Source organism: Tigheibacillus halophilus (assembly GCF_042683165.1).
GTDB lineage: Bacteria > Bacillota > Bacilli > Bacillales > Amphibacillaceae > Tigheibacillus > Tigheibacillus halophilus.
This window is the reverse complement of record NZ_JBHUIZ010000005.1, coordinates 375,582-393,308: the sequence shown is the minus strand read 5'-3', so window position 1 is coordinate 393,308 and position 17,727 is coordinate 375,582. Positions and strand designations below refer to the sequence as shown.

Here is a 17,727-nt window from a genome sequence, read left to right as displayed (position 1 = left end):
TAAAAACGCGCATCCGATCAAGCTGGGTACGCGTTTTACGATTGATAAAAGATTATTTTTGTCCGTCGTTCAATCTTCTAGCTTCTTCTGGGCTGGACATCTTGGCACGGCCAGGATAGCGCAGTCCGACATCCCGGTCAGATTCCACACGTCCGCTTTGTTTAAGCTTCTTCTCTTGACGATCTTTTCCCATCATTAGCACCTCCCAGTTTTAAGATGGGACGGAGAACGGAAGATTATGCAAGATGGACATCGTTGCTTCCCAAGATTTTTCTATGTATCCATTTTGTATCAAGAGGGTGAGACAAAACCCCAGGAAATGTAAAAAAGTCGAGCGGTACCATCTTGACATGGAACCGCCCAACTTTTTTATCCAGCTTAGCAATTTCGTTGATTTGCACGCCAGGTGCCCCGACAAGGGGTGTGCAAGCGTTGGCCGCAAAGACCGTGTGTAGCTTGCCTTCCTTCAAAGAAAATCACTTCCTGCGGGGGCTTTAGACTCGTGCTGGGACTGCGATTACGCGTCCCATCGAAAAACATTGTTCCCACAGGACAAGGAACGCTTCGGCAGCATTCACATCGCATGCAGAAAAAGCGAATTTCTTTTTCAAGGAGTCAGCCGCCTTTCGCTCCAATCAACTAGATGTGAAATGGCACTTTATAGCTTTTTTTAGCTGTTTTTGGCTAGTTCAGTCTCACCCTCATCAAACTACCTGGAAACGAAACTTCTTAATGGCCAGTATCCGCCATCATCTCTTGCATATCAGGTATGGTCGGATTGGAGAGATAGTGTCCGCCTTCTACCTGAATGGTTTGCCCTGTGATAAATTTGGATTCATCAGATGCCAGGAATAAAACAGTATTTCCAATATCATCTGCTTCCCCATGATATGGAAGGGCATTGTATTTTTCAAACATATCCAGTATTTGTCCAGGCATGTTATTTCTCGCTGCAGGCGTAAGAATAAGCCCTGGCGCTACACCGTTACAGCGGATATGATGTTTACCATATTGCGCGGCGATGTAACGTGTCAGGTTGGCGACAGCCGCTTTCGATGCACCATAAGCTGAACGAGTGGCATCTCCTGCGAATGCTGCCATAGATGCTGTATTGATAATGGAGCCGCCGCCGGCTTTGATCATGTGCGGGATAGCAAAACGGCTGCCAAGCAGCACACTTTTCAGGTTTACGTTCATCAATCTGTCCCACTCATCTAAATCAATATGGACAACGTCCAGATCTTTCTTCAAATTCGTCACGCCAACATTATTGTACAGCACTGTAATCGTACCGTATTGTTCCACTGTAAAATCGACTGCATCTTTAATAGATGCCTCGTCACCTGCATCAAGGAAAATGCCGCTCACTTCTAATCCAAGATTCTTCAGTTCATTAGCAGCACTGGCAGCTCCCTGCTCATTAAAGTCCGCAATGACCACCCTGGCCCCTTCTTTTGCCATCAGTGTTGCAGCGGACAAACCGATACCCGATGCCCCGCCAGTTACCAATGCCACTTTTCCTTCTACCCGTTTCATTTTAACCCACACCTCACACGCCATCATTTTTTATATTTTGCAGCAATTTCTCGTGAATCATCAAGAACTGCCTGACTTCATTTTCAGTTAAGACGGAAAATAGTTCTTCCCTAAGCTCTTGCCCCTTTTGCTGTGCCTCTTTCAACAGCTGACGACCTTTTTCCGTGATCATCAATCGGACAATCCTGCGATCCGTCCCGTCAAGCTGTCTTTTGGCATAACCATCTTTCAGCAGTCTGTTAGCAATGTTTGTCATCGCACCAGGTGTATAACCGAGACTTCCTGCCAGCTGTGTCTGTTTCTGAGCGCCCTTTGTTTTTAGCTCATACAATACCAAAATAGGTGAAATGCCGATTTGGTGGCCAAAAGCCTTCGTCCAGCGGATAATCGTTTCATTTGTGAATGCTTCTACCGTCCGAATGAGCTGGAAGACATTTTGATCCTTCATATTTGTCTCACCTCTCAACGCAACTTGATTGCGCCGCCATCGACCATCAGCGTTTGGCCAGTAATATAATCAGAATCTGCACTGGCTAAAAACACTGCTGCGCGGCCAATATCATTTTCCAGCTCACCAAGTCTGCGCATCGGGATTTTGGAAAGCATCGCTTGATATTGTTCTGGTTCTGCTTTTGCCCAGTGCTGTACACCTGGCGAGTCAGCGATTGGAGAAATCAAGTTGACATTGATGCCATAAGGACCAAATTCATTTGCAGCCACTCGTGAAATACCGCGAATTGCTTCTTTTGCCGCCGCATAAGATGCTTGTTCCATATTACCGTCAATCCCTGCTCCTGATGCGAAATTGATAATTTTCCCCTTTGTTTCTTTTAGATATGGCAATGCTGCTTGCATTAAATAAAACGTTGGATAAAATCCGGTATCGAAGGACAGATCCAGCACTTCCTTGGTCACTTCTTCAAACGGCATATTTTTCGATGCGTGGGCATTATTAACCAGAATATCCAATTTACCGTATTTGTCGACGACTTGCATGACAAGATCGTTCAGTTTATCATGTTCCGCAAGATTTGCTTGAATGAATAAACATTCCGGCTCGTATTGCTGCAGAATTTCTATTGTTTCTTTTCCAGTTTCAGCATTCAAATCCACAATAGCAACCTTGGCACCTTCTTTGACAAATGCAGTGGCCATTCCCTTACCTATGCCACCAGCACCGCCGGTAATCAGAGCCACTTTATTGTCTAATCTCCCCATTACAGAACAACTCCTTTTCATCTCGATGGGTTTATTTTAACATTAAAACTTTTAATGTTAAAATAATTTGTCTGCTGCGTTCATACTTTCAACACTTGCTCTCCTTTTTATAAAAACAGTTTGCCGCTTCTCAACGACTATGCTATAATTCCATTACTACAAGTGTAGTTTTGTTACAATTACTACAGTTGTAGTAATATGCCAAAGAAAAGATGTGAACAATTTGCTGACTAGGATCAAACGAAGAAAAAACCTGACAAAACGTTATCTGCTGTTGACCGTTATCCTTCTTTTACTAGGTTTTGGCGGTTGGATCTCCTTCCAAGCCCTCTATAAAAACGATAATCACGAGGCAGAAGCTACTGCCAAAACCTTTATCAGGATTCTGGAAAATAAATCCTATCAAAAACTAGGGGCTGTCCTTGACAGGAAATCCCTACAATCAACTCAATACACGCTTCCTGAAATTAAAGAAAAGTATGATCACATTTTCAACGGAATCAATATTACACAGATACATTCCTCCCATATCCAAATCAACAAAAATAAATATGGTGAGCGAACCCTCTCCTATCATTTAACTATGAAAACGCCTCTTGGCAGACTGAAGGACCTAAAGTACCAAGCTACCTTGGTGAAAAGCAATGGAGAATTCAGGCTGAAATGGCACCCTTCTTTGATATTCCCTGGCATGGAAGACACAGATAAAATCGCCTTCCACCCTTGGATAGCTGAACGCGGAGAAATTGTTGACCGTTATGAAAACAAACTTGCAGCAAATGAAGATTTCAAATGGGCTGGTATTATCCCAAAAGAATTACATTCTGGCAGCAAAAAGAAAGCCATGCTGCGAAATATTAGCAAGCATCTTCATTTGTCACTGAAGGAATTGGATAAAAAATTACAGCAGAACTGGGTAAAAGATGATTTATTTGTTCCCTTGAAAATTATATCATCAGACCATGCTGATGTGGTTCCCGGAATCTCTTATCAAGATACGACAATCCGTTATTATCCATTGAAAGAAGCTGCGGCAAATCTGATTGGATACACAGGAAAAGTGACAAAAGAGGATATTCAAAAACATCCATATCTGGATGAAGGGGACACAATAGGAAAAACCGGCTTGGAGAGAACACTCGATAATACATTGCGCGGAATCAATGGCGGCGAAATTGTCATAATCGATGACACGGGAGAAGAAAAAGCAACCATACAAAAAGTCGATAAGACTGATGGAAAGGATGTACAGCTTACAATTGATGCGCATATTCAGAAGGATGCATATAAAAGCTTAAACGGCGAAGCTGGATCCACTGTCATCATGCATCCTAAGAAAGGCGCTCTTTATGCTTTAGCAAGTTCCCCTGCATACGATCCGAATAAGATGGTCCAGGGCATCTCGCAAGCAGAATATGATAAATACGCGAAAAATGAAAGGCAGCCCTTCATAGCAAGATTCGCTGTTCGCTATGCACCAGGGTCCACTTTCAAAGCAATTACCGCCAGCATTGGGCTTGATGCAGGTGTGACCCGTCCGGATAAGCACCGAACCATTCATGGTCTCAGCTGGCAAAAGGATGGCTCATGGGGTGGGTATTCTGTCACCCGTGTCTCTGATGTAACTGATGTAGATATGCGCCAGGCCCTCGTTTATTCAGACAATATCTACTTCGCACAGGAAGCTTTGGAAATGGGAGAACCCACATTTAGGAAAGGACTTCAACCGTTCATTTTTGGAGAGGATCTAAATCTGCCAATCGCTATGAAACCAGCCCAAATTTCTAACAAAAAGAGATTCGACTCCGATATCCTGTTGGCAGATACAGGATATGGCCAGGGCCAATTATTGCTGTCTCCTATTCATCAAGTAACAATGTATTCCGTTTTTCAAAATGGTGGAAAACTTGTCTATCCGCATCTGCTCGCTGATAAGGAGAACAGTAAAACAAAACAAGCCATCAGCAGTGCCGCCGCAGCGGAAATGAAAAAAACATTACAGACAGTGGTAAGTGATCCGCACGGAACCGCCCACGCCTTGTATGACCCGAATCGTCAGCTTGCTGCCAAAACAGGTACAGCGGAATTAAAAATGGAGCAAGGAAAGAAAGGAAAAGAAAACAGTTTTCTGCTTGCTTTTGATACAAAAGACGATCAGTTCATCATGCTTTCACTAGTGGAAGATTATTCGGCCGGGCTTTCCGCTACACAGTTAAACAAACCGCTGATAGAAAACCTGTACAACTACTTGCGGGAACCGTGAAAGTTGAATGGAGAATGAATACATGAAGGTGTAAAGCAACATCATCGTTTCGTACCATATTTTTTGAAGCCATCCACTGATTACCGGGATGAATGTGTTATGATATTACACGAAATAAACTGCATCAATGGCTTGCTGCAAACTCATCATAATAGGCTTGTAGAGAAGGATGGGCACAATGAAAATAATTTACATTTCACTATTGATCACAGTTGCTATCACTGTAATTTTGGTAATCAATGGTAAAAGTACAAACAAACAAGATAATCGCATTATCTATGTAGCACAAAATGGGAATGACCACTATTCTGGTACGAAATCACATCCTTTACGGACACTTAAAAAAGCCTCTAAAGAAGCGACACCAGGAACTACTATTTATATTCGAAAAGGAATCTATCAGGAAAAACTTATTGTAAAACATAGCGGCACAAAATCGAAACCGATCCTTTTCAAGGCGTATAAGCAGGATGAAGTCATCCTTACTGGAAAAAGGCTGAAAACAACTAAAAGTGATCCTTCCCTGATCGTCATAGATAACAAAAACCATGTAACTATAGATGGATTGACGATGCAAGACTTAACTGCTGCTTCAGCTGACGAGACAGCAATGGGAGTTACCGTGACTGGATCCAGCAGTCATATTACGTTAAAGAACAATCATGTCAAACGGATAGAAACCCTTGCGGAGGGAGGGAATGCACATGGAATCGCAGTGTATGCGACAGGACCGATGAAGGATATAAACATCTTGAATAATACGGTGGAAGATTTAAAACTCGGTTCGAGCGAAGCACTCGTTCTAAACGGAAATATCAATGGCTTCAGAATCGAAAATAACCTCGTGCGCAGAAATGATAATATTGGAATTGACTTGATAGGATTTGAAGGTACTTTTAAAGATGAAAAAGCTGACTTTGTACGTCACGGGGTCGTCAAAGGCAACATAGTCCACGATATCTCTTCTTACGGTAATCCAGCCTATGGAAAAGATTATTCAGCCGGTGGAATATATGTGGATGGCGGAAAAAATATTATTATCGCTAACAACACCATTTATAAATGCGATATCGGGATCGAAGCTACCTCTGAACATGAAAAAAAGTATGCGGATGATATTCATATTATAAACAATACGATATATGACAACACTTACACTGGCATATCAATTGGGGGATATGATGAAAATCGCGGAGGCACCAAAAACACCATGATCGCCCGAAATATCATCTACCGAAATGATACGAAGGGGCTGGAAGGCGGCCAGATTTTATTACAGCACGACACACAAAATAATATGATAGCAAAAAATATCCTGACAGCGGGGCCATCCCGCTTATTCATTGCTAATTATTTTACAACCAATCAAGGTAACTCCCTTACAGGAAATGTATTTCACAAAGAAAAAGCAAAAACCGGAATTTGGATATGGAAAGATAAGGCATATACTTCATTTATGGCGTTCAAGCGTGCTTCGCGAAGTGATGCAACATCCAGTTATGTAGATCCACGTTACCGAGATGCGGCTAAACATGATTTTAGTTTGAAAGAGAATTCACCTGCCAAAAGAATACTAGAGTAGTTGCCACACAAAAGGGCTGCCCCCAGATTATCTGGGAACTATGGTGTGTCCCTTTTTTAAAAATTCCCAGGAGCGAAATTAAATTAAATCCTTCTTTAAACTTAATATCCAGCTTGGTATAATAAATACTACAAACGTAGAATCAGGGGGATCATGATGAAGGAAATGCCACAAATATCCGAAGCTGAATATGAAGTGATGAAAGTCGTTTGGAAGCATGAACCACTTTCTACGCCAGAAGTTGTTGATAAAGTGTCACAAGAAATCGATTGGAAACCGAACACCATACAAACGATGTTGGCACGGTTAGTGAAGAAAAAAATTCTAAAAGCGAAAAAGGATGGCAGAGCCTACGTCTATACATCATTGGTCGCGGAAGAGGATTATGTAGAACAAAAAAGCAAATCTTTTCTCAACCAATTTTTTGATGGGACATTGAACGCCATGGTATTGAATTTCATCGAAAACGATCAGCTCTCGAAGGAAGATATTTCAGAGCTGCAGAAAATTTTATCGGAGAGAGACGCGAAGAAGGGAGAAAAATGATGGATACATTTGTACTGCGGCTATTGCTAAGCGCCATAACGGTATCTTTTTTCATTTTGCTCATCTCCTTGATCAAAAAATTTTTCGCTAAACATTTATCTCAGCAAATGCATTATAAAATCTGGCTTTTTATTGCAGCTCCCCCGCTTATTTCTTTCTTTCCCTGGTCGTCTTTTCGGCTTCAGGAATTGCTGCATTATTTTAAAAGCCTGCTCTTTGGCGGCAGTACACATACAGACCAGTCTGCCACTGCAAATCAAAAGAACCCATCGGATTTCGTGCAAGCCCATGAGACAAGTGCATGGCATGATTTTGCCTTGTCTGTCAACAAAACTGCCCCCGATCTGTTTTTCAAGATGGCAGTGGCTGTCTGGCTCGTTGGCATGGTCTTTCTCATCGTGCTTGCTATCTATGCAAGCTGTCGTATCCACAAATTGAAAAAATCAGCCACAGAAATGCAGGATAGGCAAATAGATGAGTTACTCAAGTCGTGTACCTTAGCTGTCGGTCTCAAGAAAAAAGTGAGGCTTCGGGAAACGCCGCTTCTCGCATCCCCTATCACGCTAGGTATTTTCAAACCATATATTTTACTGCCCGCAAAAACTGATAAATCATTTTCACAAAATGAATTGAAATATGTTCTCTTACATGAGTTATGCCATCAAAAAAACAAGGATCTCCTTGTCAATTACATCATGTGGCTGCTCCAAACGATCTATTGGTTCAATCCGCTCGTCTGGCATAGCCTGAAAAAAATCCACTCCGACAGGGAATTGGCTTGTGATGCCAGTGTTTTGGAACTGCTGGATGAGAATGGATATACGGAATATGGGCAAACCATTATCCATTTCGCAATGAAAAAGCAAGTACGAACATATGGACAATTTTCAACTGGGATAAGCGGTACAAAACAGCAAATCAAACAAAGGATTTTGTACATCGCCAAATATTCCGGGAAGGCAGGGTTTTCCAAATGGAAGAGCAAAGCAATCTGTACTGCGTTAGCATTATTGGTGCTATGTCTGACTCCGCTTACCGCAGCTATCGCCAGCCCCAATGATGTCTATCATTTCAAAGGGGAAAATGTCGTTGATGAAGACATGGCCTCCTATTTTAGCGGCAGCGATGGCAGCTTTGTGCTGTATGATTCTGCTAAGAACCAATACCATGTTTATAATCGTCCAATGAGTGAGTACAGAGTGTCTCCAGACAGCACCTACAAAATATATTCCGGGTTGATAGCTCTGGAGGAAAACGTCATTTCTCCCGCGAAAAGTGAAAGAAACTGGAATGGCATAAACTATCCTTTCAAAGCATGGAATAAGAATCATCACCTGGCTTCTGCCATGCATGACTCAGTTAATTGGTATTTCCAAAATCTGGACCAGGAAACAGGTACAGCCAAACTGCAGGACCATTTTCATCGCATCCAATATGGAAATGAGGACCTATCAGGAGGGTTGGATACCTACTGGATGGAATCTTCCTTAAAAATATCACCGATTGAACAAGTACAGCTTTTACATGCTTTTGAAGAAAATAAGCTTGGGTTTGATCAAAGAAACACCGACGCTATTAAAGATGCCATCTTTATCAATGAACATGAACAGCGTAAGTTATATGGGAAAACCGGCACCGGCACAGTAAACGGCAAAGATGTGAACGGCTGGTTCATCGGCTTTGTCAAAACAGCTGACAACACCTATTATTTTGCGCTCAATCTACAAAGTAAAAAAGAGGAAGTCAATGGCAGCAAAGCCAAGCAAATTGCCTCCCGGATATTGCAGGACAAACATATTTATTAGGAAATACAGGCACTCATCAACCAAACGGGAGTGCCTGTGTTTTATGGATCTTTCTTAAACACTTAAGCAATCACCGCCTATAAAAACGCGTATAAATTTCCCCAATTCAAAAATAATACATACGAGAACCCATTTAGTCAGTGTAAAGAGGAGATTTGTTTGCAGAATGATACGAATACAGATCGCGCGCGGCGATACAAAGCCTATGTCAGTCCACTGGGAACCACGCAAATTCATTTAAGGAACCCCAATATTATTGCATGGTGGTCCGCAGCCTTTCCCGGCTTTGGTCACCTGCTGCTTTCCAAATATCTGCGAGGATTCATCCTATTCATATGGGAAATTGTCGTGAACGTCCATTCCCAATTGAATTTATCGATGGTTTACACGTTTGAGGGGCGGTTTGAGCAGGCGACATCAGTATTGGAACCAAGATGGGTGCTTTTATATATCCCTGTTTATATTTATGCGATCTGGGACAGCTACCGGACCTCTGTAGACATGAATAAGGAATATTTATTAGCAGATAGGGAAAATGCCAATTTCATCAATTTCCAGGTTACATCGATGGAAATCAATTATTTGGATAAAAGGGAACCGTGGATTGCTGTCATGTGGTCATTTTTCATGCCGGGGACAGGGCAGCTATATATTCACAGAATCCTGACAGCCTTTTTTATCATCGTATGGGTGGTCATTATTGTATATCAATCCCATGCGTTGGAAGGCCTGTATTATCTTGTTATCGGTGACTTCCCGCTTGCGAAGACAGTACTCGATCCCGAATGGCTGTTGTTTTTCCCTTCTCTCTACTTTTTTTCCATGTATGATGCCTACGTCAATACCGTAGAAAATAATAAACTTTTTGATAGCGATCAAAGAAACTTTTTAAAACAGCGATACCAAGATCCTCATTTCAAATTACCATTGAATCTTGTCAAAAGAAATAGGTGAGCAAATGTATGTGCTGGCTACTTTCGATCACTCCATATATGTCGAATTAGCACTTTCCGCATTAGAGAAACGAAATATCCCGAAAGAAAATATTCTTGCTGTGCCACTTGATAACGCTAGCACTAGCAAAAAATTATTTGATACGATACACCGATCAGACGGTGCCAGTTTATTTGATATCGCTGCCGCTCTGGCAACAGCATTCTCCGTCATCGGAGCCAGTGTGGGCTTCCGATTGGCATGGGGTCCGATTATATGGGGGATCATTGGCGCTGTGGCTGGATTCATTATCGGCTTTACCATAGACCTTCTCAAGACGAAAAGAAAACAGCGTCGACAGCGGAAAACCAAAGGAAAAATAACAGAGCTAATTGTTATCATCTATTGTGAACACGAACAGACTGAAATGGTCGAACGAATATGTTGGGATAATCTTGCATTCGGGGTTGCGAAACTGGACAGGGAACTTTAGTTTGTAGGCCAATGTAAAGGAGGATAACATGATTTTATCAGTGATAACTTTCATGATGCTTTTGGTTTGGCTAATATTATCCAATATTCGTTTATCCCGTTTGGAAATATACAGCACGATTTTTTTTGCAACCACTCTGGCATATACAGTTGACCATATTCTGGGGTTGAATTTTCGCCTTTACTGGTATGCAGGGCTTTATGAAATGAAATTCCAGGATTTTATTATTGTGCTTGGTCTTTATCCGCTTGTGAATATCCTCTTCTTAAACTATTTCCCAGGACAAAAAAAGTTTATATGGAAAATCGTCTATTTGCTCATTTGGTCTTTATTCGCGCTTGGTTATGAATGGCTGGCTGTCCAGACAGGTTCTTTCAAACACACGGGATGGAAATTCAGATATTCCGCCCCCAGCTATCCAGTTTTATATTTAATACTTTTTTACAATTTAAAGTTTGTCAGATGGCTTCAAAGGAAGGGTTGAAAGCAATTAAATGCTGTCCTGCCTTCGTTCGATAAGCTCCATGAATTTTTTCGCCGCCGGGGTCAATGGCACGGTTTGAAGGAAGCAGGCACCGATGCTGCGTTTGGGAACAGGGTCTTCCAGCTTCACTTCGAATATTGTTCCCCTTTTCAGGTATTCTCTGGAAAATTCTTTCGTCACACAGGCAACCCCCAAATTGATCCTGGCAAATTCAAGGAGTAAATCATGGGAACCGAGTTCAAATTCGGGATTCACTCTTATCCCTTTCGATAGCAGATAATCATCGATGAATTTTCGTGAGTTTGCTTTTTGCTCCAGAAAGATCAATGGCAGCTTCACCAGCTTTTGCAGACTGACTGTTCCAGAAAGCACTTTTTTAAATTTTTCTCCGTAAACAAACATGTCATGGACATACATAAAAGGCCGTTGTTCCAATACAGCATCTTCTACGGGAAAATTACAAATGGCCATGTCTACCGCACCTTTTTTTAGCATTGCAATGGTTTCAGCGGTAGTACCATTGACAATTTTGAATTTGATGCCAGGATACGAATTATGAAATATCTCCAGATACGGGAGTAAAAAATACCGCGAAATCGTATCACTCACACCTATTTTCAGCTCGCCGGTTGCTAAATGCTTATACGCAGCGATTTTTTCCTCTCCTGATTCTAATAAATGCATAGCGGACTGGACATATTCAAAAAGGTGGCTGCCTTCATCAGTCAACGTCACTCCTTTAGGTGTGCGGTTAAAAAGGCGTGTATCCAGCTCTCTTTCCAGCTGCCCAATTGCTTGGCTGACAGCCGATTGCGTTAAGAATAACGATTTGGCAGCCTTGGAGAAGCTCTCATGCTTCCCGACCACCCAAAAAATTTTGTACGCATCTAATTTCCCTACCATATTAATACTCCTTATATGCACTATTACTATAATTAATTTTACTTATACCACAAATGGGATGTATAGTACAAGTAGGAGTTAAATAATGAAATCGAGCCATGAGGAGAGATTTGAATGGATAGAGTAGTTGGAACTGTTGTAAGAGGGCTTCGCTGCCCCATCATTAATGAAGGAGACAATATTGCTGACATTGTTGTGGACAGCGTACTGCATGCAGCCGAAGCTGAAGGATTCAGTATTGGCGACCGTGACATTGTTTCTGTAACAGAATCCATCGTTGCCCGTGCGCAAGGAAATTACGCAACTGTCGACCATATCGCACAGGATGTCCATGATAAGTTCGGAGAGGATACCATCGGGGTCATTTTCCCTATCCTGAGCCGCAACCGGTTTGCCATTTGTTTGCGCGGTATTGCAAAGGGAGCTAAAAAAATCGTCTTGATGCTTAGTTATCCTTCTGATGAAGTAGGCAACCATCTTGTCGACATCGATGAGCTGGACGCTAAAGGCGTCAACCCCTGGACAGATGTCCTCACAGAAGTCCAATTCCGTGAATACTTCGGTTATAACAAACATGCTTTTACAGGTGTCGACTATATCGATTATTACAAATCACTAATCGAATCTTATGGCGTGGAATGTGAAGTGATTTTCTCCAACAACGCGAAAACAATTCTAGATCATACAAAATGTGTACTTACTTGTGATATCCATACAAGAGCAAGAACAAAACGGATTTTAAATGCGAATGGTGCGGAAAAAGTGTACAGTCTTGATGATATACTGGCAGCACCTATTGATGGCAGCGGGTTTAATGAACAATATGGTTTACTCGGATCTAACAAATCCACAGAGGACAAAGTCAAATTGTTCCCACGGGATTGCCAGCCTGTCGTCGATAAAGTCCAACATGTCCTAAAAGAAAAGACTGGCAAAAACGTGGAGGTCATGATTTATGGTGATGGCGCATTCAAAGATCCAGTAGGTAAAATTTGGGAATTAGCCGATCCAGTTGTATCCCCTGCGTACACGCCGGGTCTGGATGGCGTGCCAAATGAAATCAAGCTGAAATATCTGGCAGACAACAACTTCGCTGACCTTCGCGGTGAGGAACTGCAGCAGGCTGTCTTCAAATATATTGGCGAAAAAGAGAGCGACCTGGTTGGCGCGATGGAAGCACAAGGCACTACACCAAGGAAATTAACGGATTTGATCGGATCTTTATCTGATTTGACCTCAGGAAGCGGTGACAAAGGAACACCGATTGTATTCATCCAAGGTTACTTTGATAATTATACGAAATAATGAAGAGGGGCGGCGTCCTCTCTTTTTTAATGGATTGGCAGACAGGCTGTGCCCGCATTCGGGATTTATTGCTGCAGAATTTCGATCGAACCTAGCCAGGCTGTCACTATATGGGAAAGGCCCCAGCCTGGCCCATTCCGACACCTTTCTTAGAAGCATTTTGGCCACACAAAAAAGGACAGTCTGTCATCAAAGCAGACTGTCCTTTCCTATTCATTTATTTTTCTTTTTTACGGAACTTGGCTAGCACTTCATACACAATTGGCACAATGACAAGTGTCAATAATGTAGAACTGATCAACCCGCCAATAACAGTGATACCAAGCCCCTTGGAAATCAAACCGCCGCCTTCTATGCCAATCGCTAACGGAATCAGCGCGCCAACTGTGGCCAAGGCTGTCATCAGGATCGGACGCAAGCGTGTAGCACCTGCTTCCAGCAAGGCTTCTCTGGTTGTGAAACCTTCTTTTTCCTTGTGAATGACACGGTCCACCAGCACAATTGCATTTGTAACTACAATCCCGATCAGCATCAGCGCACCAATCATGGCTGATACGCTCAAAGGCTCCCCGGCAATCCACAAGGCGACAAGACTGCCGATAACGGTGAACGGCAGGGAGAACAAAATGGCAAATGGCGCCAATGCTCCATGGAACGTTACCACAAGTACAAAATAGACAATCGCGATTGCCGCAAGCATCGCCAAACCTAATTGCGTGAAGGAATCATTGATATCCTCTGTTACTCCGCCAAAGTCAATATTCACTCCGTCAGGCAGGTCGAGTTTGTCAATTTTCTTTTGTACTGCATCTGAAACAGCACCGGCATCGTTCGTCTTGATATCAGCTTTGACAGATGCATATAACTTGCCGTCTTTTCGCTGTACAGTATCTGGTGACTTTCCTTCTTTCACGTCTACGACATCACCAATTTCGACTGTCGTGCCGAGCGGCGTCTCTATTTTTTTCTTTTTGAGTTCCTTGATATTATCATAATCATCTTTCTCTACTTCCACATAAACATTGACATCATCACCGTTGTGCTTCACTGTCGTCAGCGGTGAGCTGTCTTTATTATCAGCTAATGCCATACCGATTTGAGCAGTGGTCAAGCCATACTCGCTCAATTTTTTCTGATTGGCGACAAGTGTGTACTGATCATAGGCTTCAGAGATACTGGAATCGACTTTTTCCAGATCTTTGTTGTCCTTCAGAATATTTTCCACTTTGTCGGAAGCCTTCTGGATATCCGTCAGATTATCCCCATAGACATACAGTTCTAGGCCGCTGCCCATACTTGCGAAGTCCATGCTTTTCCATTCGCCAACATCTGTTTGTTTGTTCAAGTCTTTGATGATCTTGGTGCTTTCTTCGCTAAAATTCTTGTAGTCTTTATCGTATTCGATGAAGAACAGTGCGGAATTGTCACCGCCACCCATACCCATGGAGGCAAGTGGGCTGCTGCCGCCAAGTGAATACTGATACGTTTCGATACCATTTCGTTTGCTGATCATTTTCTCAGCATCACTTGCAACTGCTTTGGCTTCTTTATGCGTTTCTCCAGGTTCTGGCGTATAAGTAGCCATGACCATTTTCTGCTCATCATCAGCAAGGAAGTTCACGCCGATTAGAGGCATCAGGAACAAGCTGAGTACAAGCAATACGACAGCACTTCCGAAGGTGATGATTTTATGATTCAGAGCCCCCTCGAGCACTTTACGATAAAACGCAGCCAATCTGCTAGGTTTTTTCTCCGCTTTTGCTTTATGCTGCTGTGCTTTTTCACCCTGCAGCTGTTTTTTGAACAGCGAATGTGCCAGCATCGGAACAACTGTGATTGCCACAAGCAGCGATGCTGCCAGTGCAAATACGACCGCTAGTGCAAACGGCAGGAAAAGCTGGCCTACTTGACCATGTACAAGTCCCATTGGCAAAAATACCGCAATCGTCACAATAGTAGATGACATGATTGGAATGAACATTTGTCTGGTTGCTTCACGGACAAGCTCTTTTCCATGTAATTTTTCATCCGGGAGCGACATGCGCCGGTAAATATTTTCCATTACGACAATCGAGTCATCGATTACCCGGCCAATGGCTACAGTTAAAGCCCCAAGTGTGAGGACATTCAATGTGATATCCATATAATTTAATACGAAAATCGCGATTAATAATGATAATGGAATCGAAATGACAGAAATGATGGTTGTTTTAAAGCTTCTCAGGAACAGCAAAATGATGATAACCGCAAAAATAATCCCGAACAAAGCTTTATCAAGCATTGTGCTGACGGATTCTTCAATTGGCTCTCCCTGATCAAACGTCGATGTAGACGTAATTCCAAGTTTTTTTTCAAATCCATCCATCTTATCTTTGACGGCATTGACTACATCGACCGTATTGGCTTCAGATGATTTAACGACCTGAATACCGATCGAATCCTCGCTGTTTGTTCTGGAAATCGACTCAGATTCTTTTACCAGTTTAACATCGGCCAATTTGTCCAATGAAACAGTTGGCAGCTTCATTTCCATTTGTGCTTGTGCTGCAGCATCACCCTGCTGCGCAGCTTGCGCATCGGACATTTGGTCTTGCTGTGTGGCTTGGGAACCTGGCATTTGTCCTTGTTGTTGTGCATTGCCTGCTTGCTCTTGCATTGCCTGGTCTTGGTCCATACCACCCATTTGTCCCTGTTCAGCGCTTTGCTGTGGCGTATAAGGAATCTTTAGCTTCTGCAAATCTTTCATATCTGCAACCTTGCCATCGATGACAAGATTTTTCACTTTGCCTTCAAAATTATTCAGGCCCAGCGGGTAAGTCATATCAGATCCTTGGATAATCTGTTTTACTTTGTCTTCGTCCAAACCATATTTGTCCAGCTTCTTCTGGTCAAATTCTACTGTCACCTTTTGCAGCTGCTGGCCAGTGACTTGTACATCAGAAACACCATCAATTCCTTTCAAAGATGGGATGACGTCTTTTTCAACTGTGTTTGTCAGTTGTTCAAGTGTCTTATTCTGATCGCTGACACTTAAAGCAATGACCGGAAATGCGTTGATATTAAGCCGCGATACATCGGGATCTTTCGCCCCATCCGGAAGATCCGCATTGGAAACGGCCTCTTTCACATCATTTAGCGCATCGTCCATGTTTGTATCAAAATCGAATTCCATTTGTATAGACGAAGCATTTGCCATCGATGAGGAACTGACTGTTTCGACACCTTCCAAATTTTTCACCAAATCCTCGATTGGTTCTGTAACTTTATCGGCCACTTCATCAGGGGCCGCCCCTGGATAGGTGGTCATAATCGAGATATTTGGCAGGGTGATATTCGGCATGGTCTCCTGTTTCATATGAAGACCAGAATAAAGCCCTGTAATAACTACCAGAATGGTCAATATCCATATGGCAAATTTATTGTTCAGGGCAAAATTGATAACCTGCTTCACATTGTACACTCCTCTTCCCTTTTATATTTCAGCAGCAGAAGGGCTTTCTTTCGCTTATGTAAACCGTTAATCTATACGATTCAGCTGTGAATAAGATTCAAATAAAAATCTAACTCCGCCGTTTACATTGTAAGATTTCTTCTGACTGATCGGTCAAAAAATGATAATTCTGCATACAGAACTTCAAACCATAGTAATTATCTTAACTGACCGGACAGTCGAATACAAGTATAAATTATTCATAGATTGAACTTTCTTTGACATTTACTGACCACTTGGTCATAATAAAAGCAACGGGAATGAAACGGGTGATTCGTATGAAGGAAGAAAAGAAAGAGGAAATTATCGAATCCGCAATCAAGCTTTCAGCAAAGCACGGATTCTATAACACTTCTGTTCAAGGTATTGCAGATGATTGCGGCATATCAAAAGGTGCTTTCTATCATTACTTCGACTCAAAAGAAAAATTGCACATCGCTATTTTCCAGTATTACTTTGAACAAATGCATGAAATGCTGGGTAAAATTGACAACTCAGGTCTGTCTCCCCGTGAAATTATGAGACAGCAATTGCGGGTACCTTTTGATCAACTAAGTAAACAACGTGAATTTTTCATTATATATTTACGCGAACAGAACTTTTCCATCAATAAGGAACTTCAAGGAGTGATGCACCAGTCACAGCTTGATATGGTTAAGTGGTACAAGCAAAACCTGGAAAGAATATACGGAAATGCCATCCAGCCTTTTATCAGTGATATTATCCTGTTGATTGAAGGAATGCGAAACAGTTATATGGCAACTATCCTTTTCCACGATCTTCGACTGGATGCCGACCGGATTGCCCACTTTTTAATGAACCGCATGGACGATGTAGTACAAGCATTCCATAATGGTGAAAAACCAGTAATCAAATCCAGTGATGTTGCCCATTTGCTTCCCAACCATTCTCTTTCAACTGCTGATAAACAGAGGCAGGCAGCAGGATTGCTGACAGATGCGGAGGAAAAGCTTGAAATTATGGACATAGCCGAAACACAGAAACAAGGTTTATTAGATGTGATACAATTGCTTAAGGAACAGCTGGAGAAACCTGAGCTGAACACATTTGTGTTCCAAGGATTGCTCGCTAATCTGAAGGTCGTGAAAGATTTTGATACATATCGTGATAGGATAGCAAACTTACTGGGCGTGGAAGTGTTGTAGTCA

General features: G+C 42.3%; 16 protein-coding genes. 9 read left to right on the top strand and 7 right to left on the bottom strand.

Annotation, left to right across the window (positions count from 1 at the left end; genetic code table 11):
* Window positions 1-52: 52 nt before the first annotated feature.
* The 5 genes from ACFSMW_RS08190 to ACFSMW_RS08170 form a co-directional block, all read right to left on the bottom strand.
* Window positions 53-193 (bottom strand): YpzI family protein, encoded by a 141-nt coding sequence (locus tag ACFSMW_RS08190; protein WP_390354649.1) that lies wholly within the window; start codon window positions 191-193, stop codon window positions 53-55.
* Between the two features lie 43 nt (window positions 194-236).
* On the bottom strand, window positions 237-470 hold the full coding sequence (locus ACFSMW_RS08185; RefSeq protein ID WP_390354647.1) for a hypothetical protein: 234 nt from the start codon (window positions 468-470) through the stop codon (window positions 237-239).
* Window positions 471-729: 259 nt separating this feature from the next.
* Window positions 730-1,536: an SDR family NAD(P)-dependent oxidoreductase gene (locus ACFSMW_RS08180; protein WP_390354645.1), complete on the bottom strand. Its 807-nt coding sequence runs from the start codon at window positions 1,534-1,536 to the stop codon at window positions 730-732.
* Between the two features lie 13 nt (window positions 1,537-1,549).
* Window positions 1,550-1,984 (bottom strand): MarR family winged helix-turn-helix transcriptional regulator, encoded by a 435-nt coding sequence (locus ACFSMW_RS08175; protein WP_390354644.1) that lies wholly within the window; start codon window positions 1,982-1,984, stop codon window positions 1,550-1,552.
* A gap of 14 nt (window positions 1,985-1,998) precedes the next feature.
* Window positions 1,999-2,754 carry an SDR family NAD(P)-dependent oxidoreductase gene (locus ACFSMW_RS08170; RefSeq protein ID WP_390354642.1) on the bottom strand — a complete coding sequence of 252 codons (756 nt, stop codon included), beginning with the start codon at window positions 2,752-2,754 and terminating at the stop codon, window positions 1,999-2,001.
* A gap of 223 nt (window positions 2,755-2,977) precedes the next feature.
* Here ACFSMW_RS08170 and pbp4 point away from each other — a divergent pair, with 223 nt between their 5' ends.
* The 7 genes from pbp4 to ACFSMW_RS08135 all read left to right on the top strand — a co-directional run bounded on the left by pbp4 (window position 2,978) and on the right by ACFSMW_RS08135 (window position 10,860).
* Window positions 2,978-5,017 (top strand): penicillin-binding protein PBP4(5), encoded by a 2,040-nt coding sequence (gene pbp4, locus ACFSMW_RS08165; protein WP_390354640.1) that lies wholly within the window; start codon window positions 2,978-2,980, stop codon window positions 5,015-5,017.
* 178 nt (window positions 5,018-5,195) lie between these two features.
* Window positions 5,196-6,599, top strand: a complete 1,404-nt coding sequence (locus ACFSMW_RS08160; protein ID WP_390354638.1) for a DUF1565 domain-containing protein — start codon at window positions 5,196-5,198, stop codon at window positions 6,597-6,599.
* A 156-nt stretch (window positions 6,600-6,755) separates the two neighbouring features.
* Window positions 6,756-7,145 carry a BlaI/MecI/CopY family transcriptional regulator gene (locus ACFSMW_RS08155; protein ID WP_390354636.1) on the top strand — a complete coding sequence of 130 codons (390 nt, stop codon included), beginning with the start codon at window positions 6,756-6,758 and terminating at the stop codon, window positions 7,143-7,145.
* Entirely contained in the window at window positions 7,142-8,950 is a 1,809-nt protein-coding gene (locus tag ACFSMW_RS08150) for a BlaR1 family beta-lactam sensor/signal transducer (protein WP_390354634.1), read from the top strand. Before ACFSMW_RS08155 ends, ACFSMW_RS08150 begins: the two co-directional genes overlap by 4 nt.
* A 159-nt stretch (window positions 8,951-9,109) precedes the next feature.
* Window positions 9,110-9,904, top strand: a complete 795-nt coding sequence (locus ACFSMW_RS08145) for a hypothetical protein (RefSeq protein WP_390354632.1) — start codon at window positions 9,110-9,112, stop codon at window positions 9,902-9,904.
* 4 nt (window positions 9,905-9,908) lie between these two features.
* Window positions 9,909-10,376, top strand: coding sequence for a hypothetical protein (locus tag ACFSMW_RS08140; RefSeq protein WP_390354630.1), 468 nt, complete (start codon window positions 9,909-9,911; stop codon window positions 10,374-10,376).
* Window positions 10,377-10,404: 28 nt separating this feature from the next.
* Window positions 10,405-10,860 carry a CBO0543 family protein gene (locus ACFSMW_RS08135; RefSeq protein ID WP_390354628.1) on the top strand — a complete coding sequence of 152 codons (456 nt, stop codon included), beginning with the start codon at window positions 10,405-10,407 and terminating at the stop codon, window positions 10,858-10,860.
* 6 nt (window positions 10,861-10,866) lie between these two features.
* On the opposite strand, the gene ACFSMW_RS08130 is transcribed toward ACFSMW_RS08135, so the two are convergent.
* Entirely contained in the window at window positions 10,867-11,763 is an 897-nt protein-coding gene (locus ACFSMW_RS08130) for a LysR family transcriptional regulator (protein ID WP_390354626.1), read from the bottom strand.
* A 114-nt stretch (window positions 11,764-11,877) separates the two neighbouring features.
* Here ACFSMW_RS08130 and ACFSMW_RS08125 point away from each other — a divergent pair, with 114 nt between their 5' ends.
* Window positions 11,878-13,068: a coenzyme F420-0:L-glutamate ligase gene (locus tag ACFSMW_RS08125; RefSeq protein ID WP_390354624.1), complete on the top strand. Its 1,191-nt coding sequence runs from the start codon at window positions 11,878-11,880 to the stop codon at window positions 13,066-13,068.
* A 217-nt stretch (window positions 13,069-13,285) separates the two neighbouring features.
* On the opposite strand, the gene ACFSMW_RS08120 is transcribed toward ACFSMW_RS08125, so the two are convergent.
* Window positions 13,286-16,519: an efflux RND transporter permease subunit gene (locus ACFSMW_RS08120; RefSeq protein ID WP_390354622.1), complete on the bottom strand. Its 3,234-nt coding sequence runs from the start codon at window positions 16,517-16,519 to the stop codon at window positions 13,286-13,288.
* A 299-nt stretch (window positions 16,520-16,818) separates the two neighbouring features.
* Between ACFSMW_RS08120 and ACFSMW_RS08115 the strand changes: the two genes are divergently transcribed.
* Complete coding sequence (locus ACFSMW_RS08115) at window positions 16,819-17,724, top strand: TetR/AcrR family transcriptional regulator (RefSeq protein WP_390354620.1); 906 nt, start codon at window positions 16,819-16,821, stop codon at window positions 17,722-17,724.
* Window positions 17,725-17,727: the final 3 nt, after the last annotated feature.

What these genes read in the sequence shown, in the direction of transcription:
- ACFSMW_RS08190 (WP_390354649.1), bottom strand. Translation starts at nt 193, where the DNA reads ATGGGAAAAGATCGTCAAGAGAAGAAGCTTAAACAAAGCGGACGTGTG.
- ACFSMW_RS08180 (WP_390354645.1), bottom strand. Translation starts at nt 1,536, where the DNA reads ATGAAACGGGTAGAAGGAAAAGTGGCATTGGTAACTGGCGGGGCATCG.
- ACFSMW_RS08175 (WP_390354644.1), bottom strand. Translation starts at nt 1,984, where the DNA reads ATGAAGGATCAAAATGTCTTCCAGCTCATTCGGACGGTAGAAGCATTC.
- ACFSMW_RS08170 (WP_390354642.1), bottom strand. Translation starts at nt 2,754, where the DNA reads ATGGGGAGATTAGACAATAAAGTGGCTCTGATTACCGGCGGTGCTGGT.
- ACFSMW_RS08160 (WP_390354638.1), top strand. Translation starts at nt 5,196, where the DNA reads ATGAAAATAATTTACATTTCACTATTGATCACAGTTGCTATCACTGTA.
- ACFSMW_RS08155 (WP_390354636.1), top strand. Translation starts at nt 6,756, where the DNA reads ATGAAGGAAATGCCACAAATATCCGAAGCTGAATATGAAGTGATGAAA.
- ACFSMW_RS08150 (WP_390354634.1), top strand. Translation starts at nt 7,142, where the DNA reads ATGATGGATACATTTGTACTGCGGCTATTGCTAAGCGCCATAACGGTA.
- ACFSMW_RS08140 (WP_390354630.1), top strand. Translation starts at nt 9,909, where the DNA reads ATGTATGTGCTGGCTACTTTCGATCACTCCATATATGTCGAATTAGCA.
- ACFSMW_RS08135 (WP_390354628.1), top strand. Translation starts at nt 10,405, where the DNA reads ATGATTTTATCAGTGATAACTTTCATGATGCTTTTGGTTTGGCTAATA.
- ACFSMW_RS08130 (WP_390354626.1), bottom strand. Translation starts at nt 11,763, where the DNA reads ATGGTAGGGAAATTAGATGCGTACAAAATTTTTTGGGTGGTCGGGAAG.
- ACFSMW_RS08125 (WP_390354624.1), top strand. Translation starts at nt 11,878, where the DNA reads ATGGATAGAGTAGTTGGAACTGTTGTAAGAGGGCTTCGCTGCCCCATC.
- ACFSMW_RS08115 (WP_390354620.1), top strand. Translation starts at nt 16,819, where the DNA reads ATGAAACGGGTGATTCGTATGAAGGAAGAAAAGAAAGAGGAAATTATC.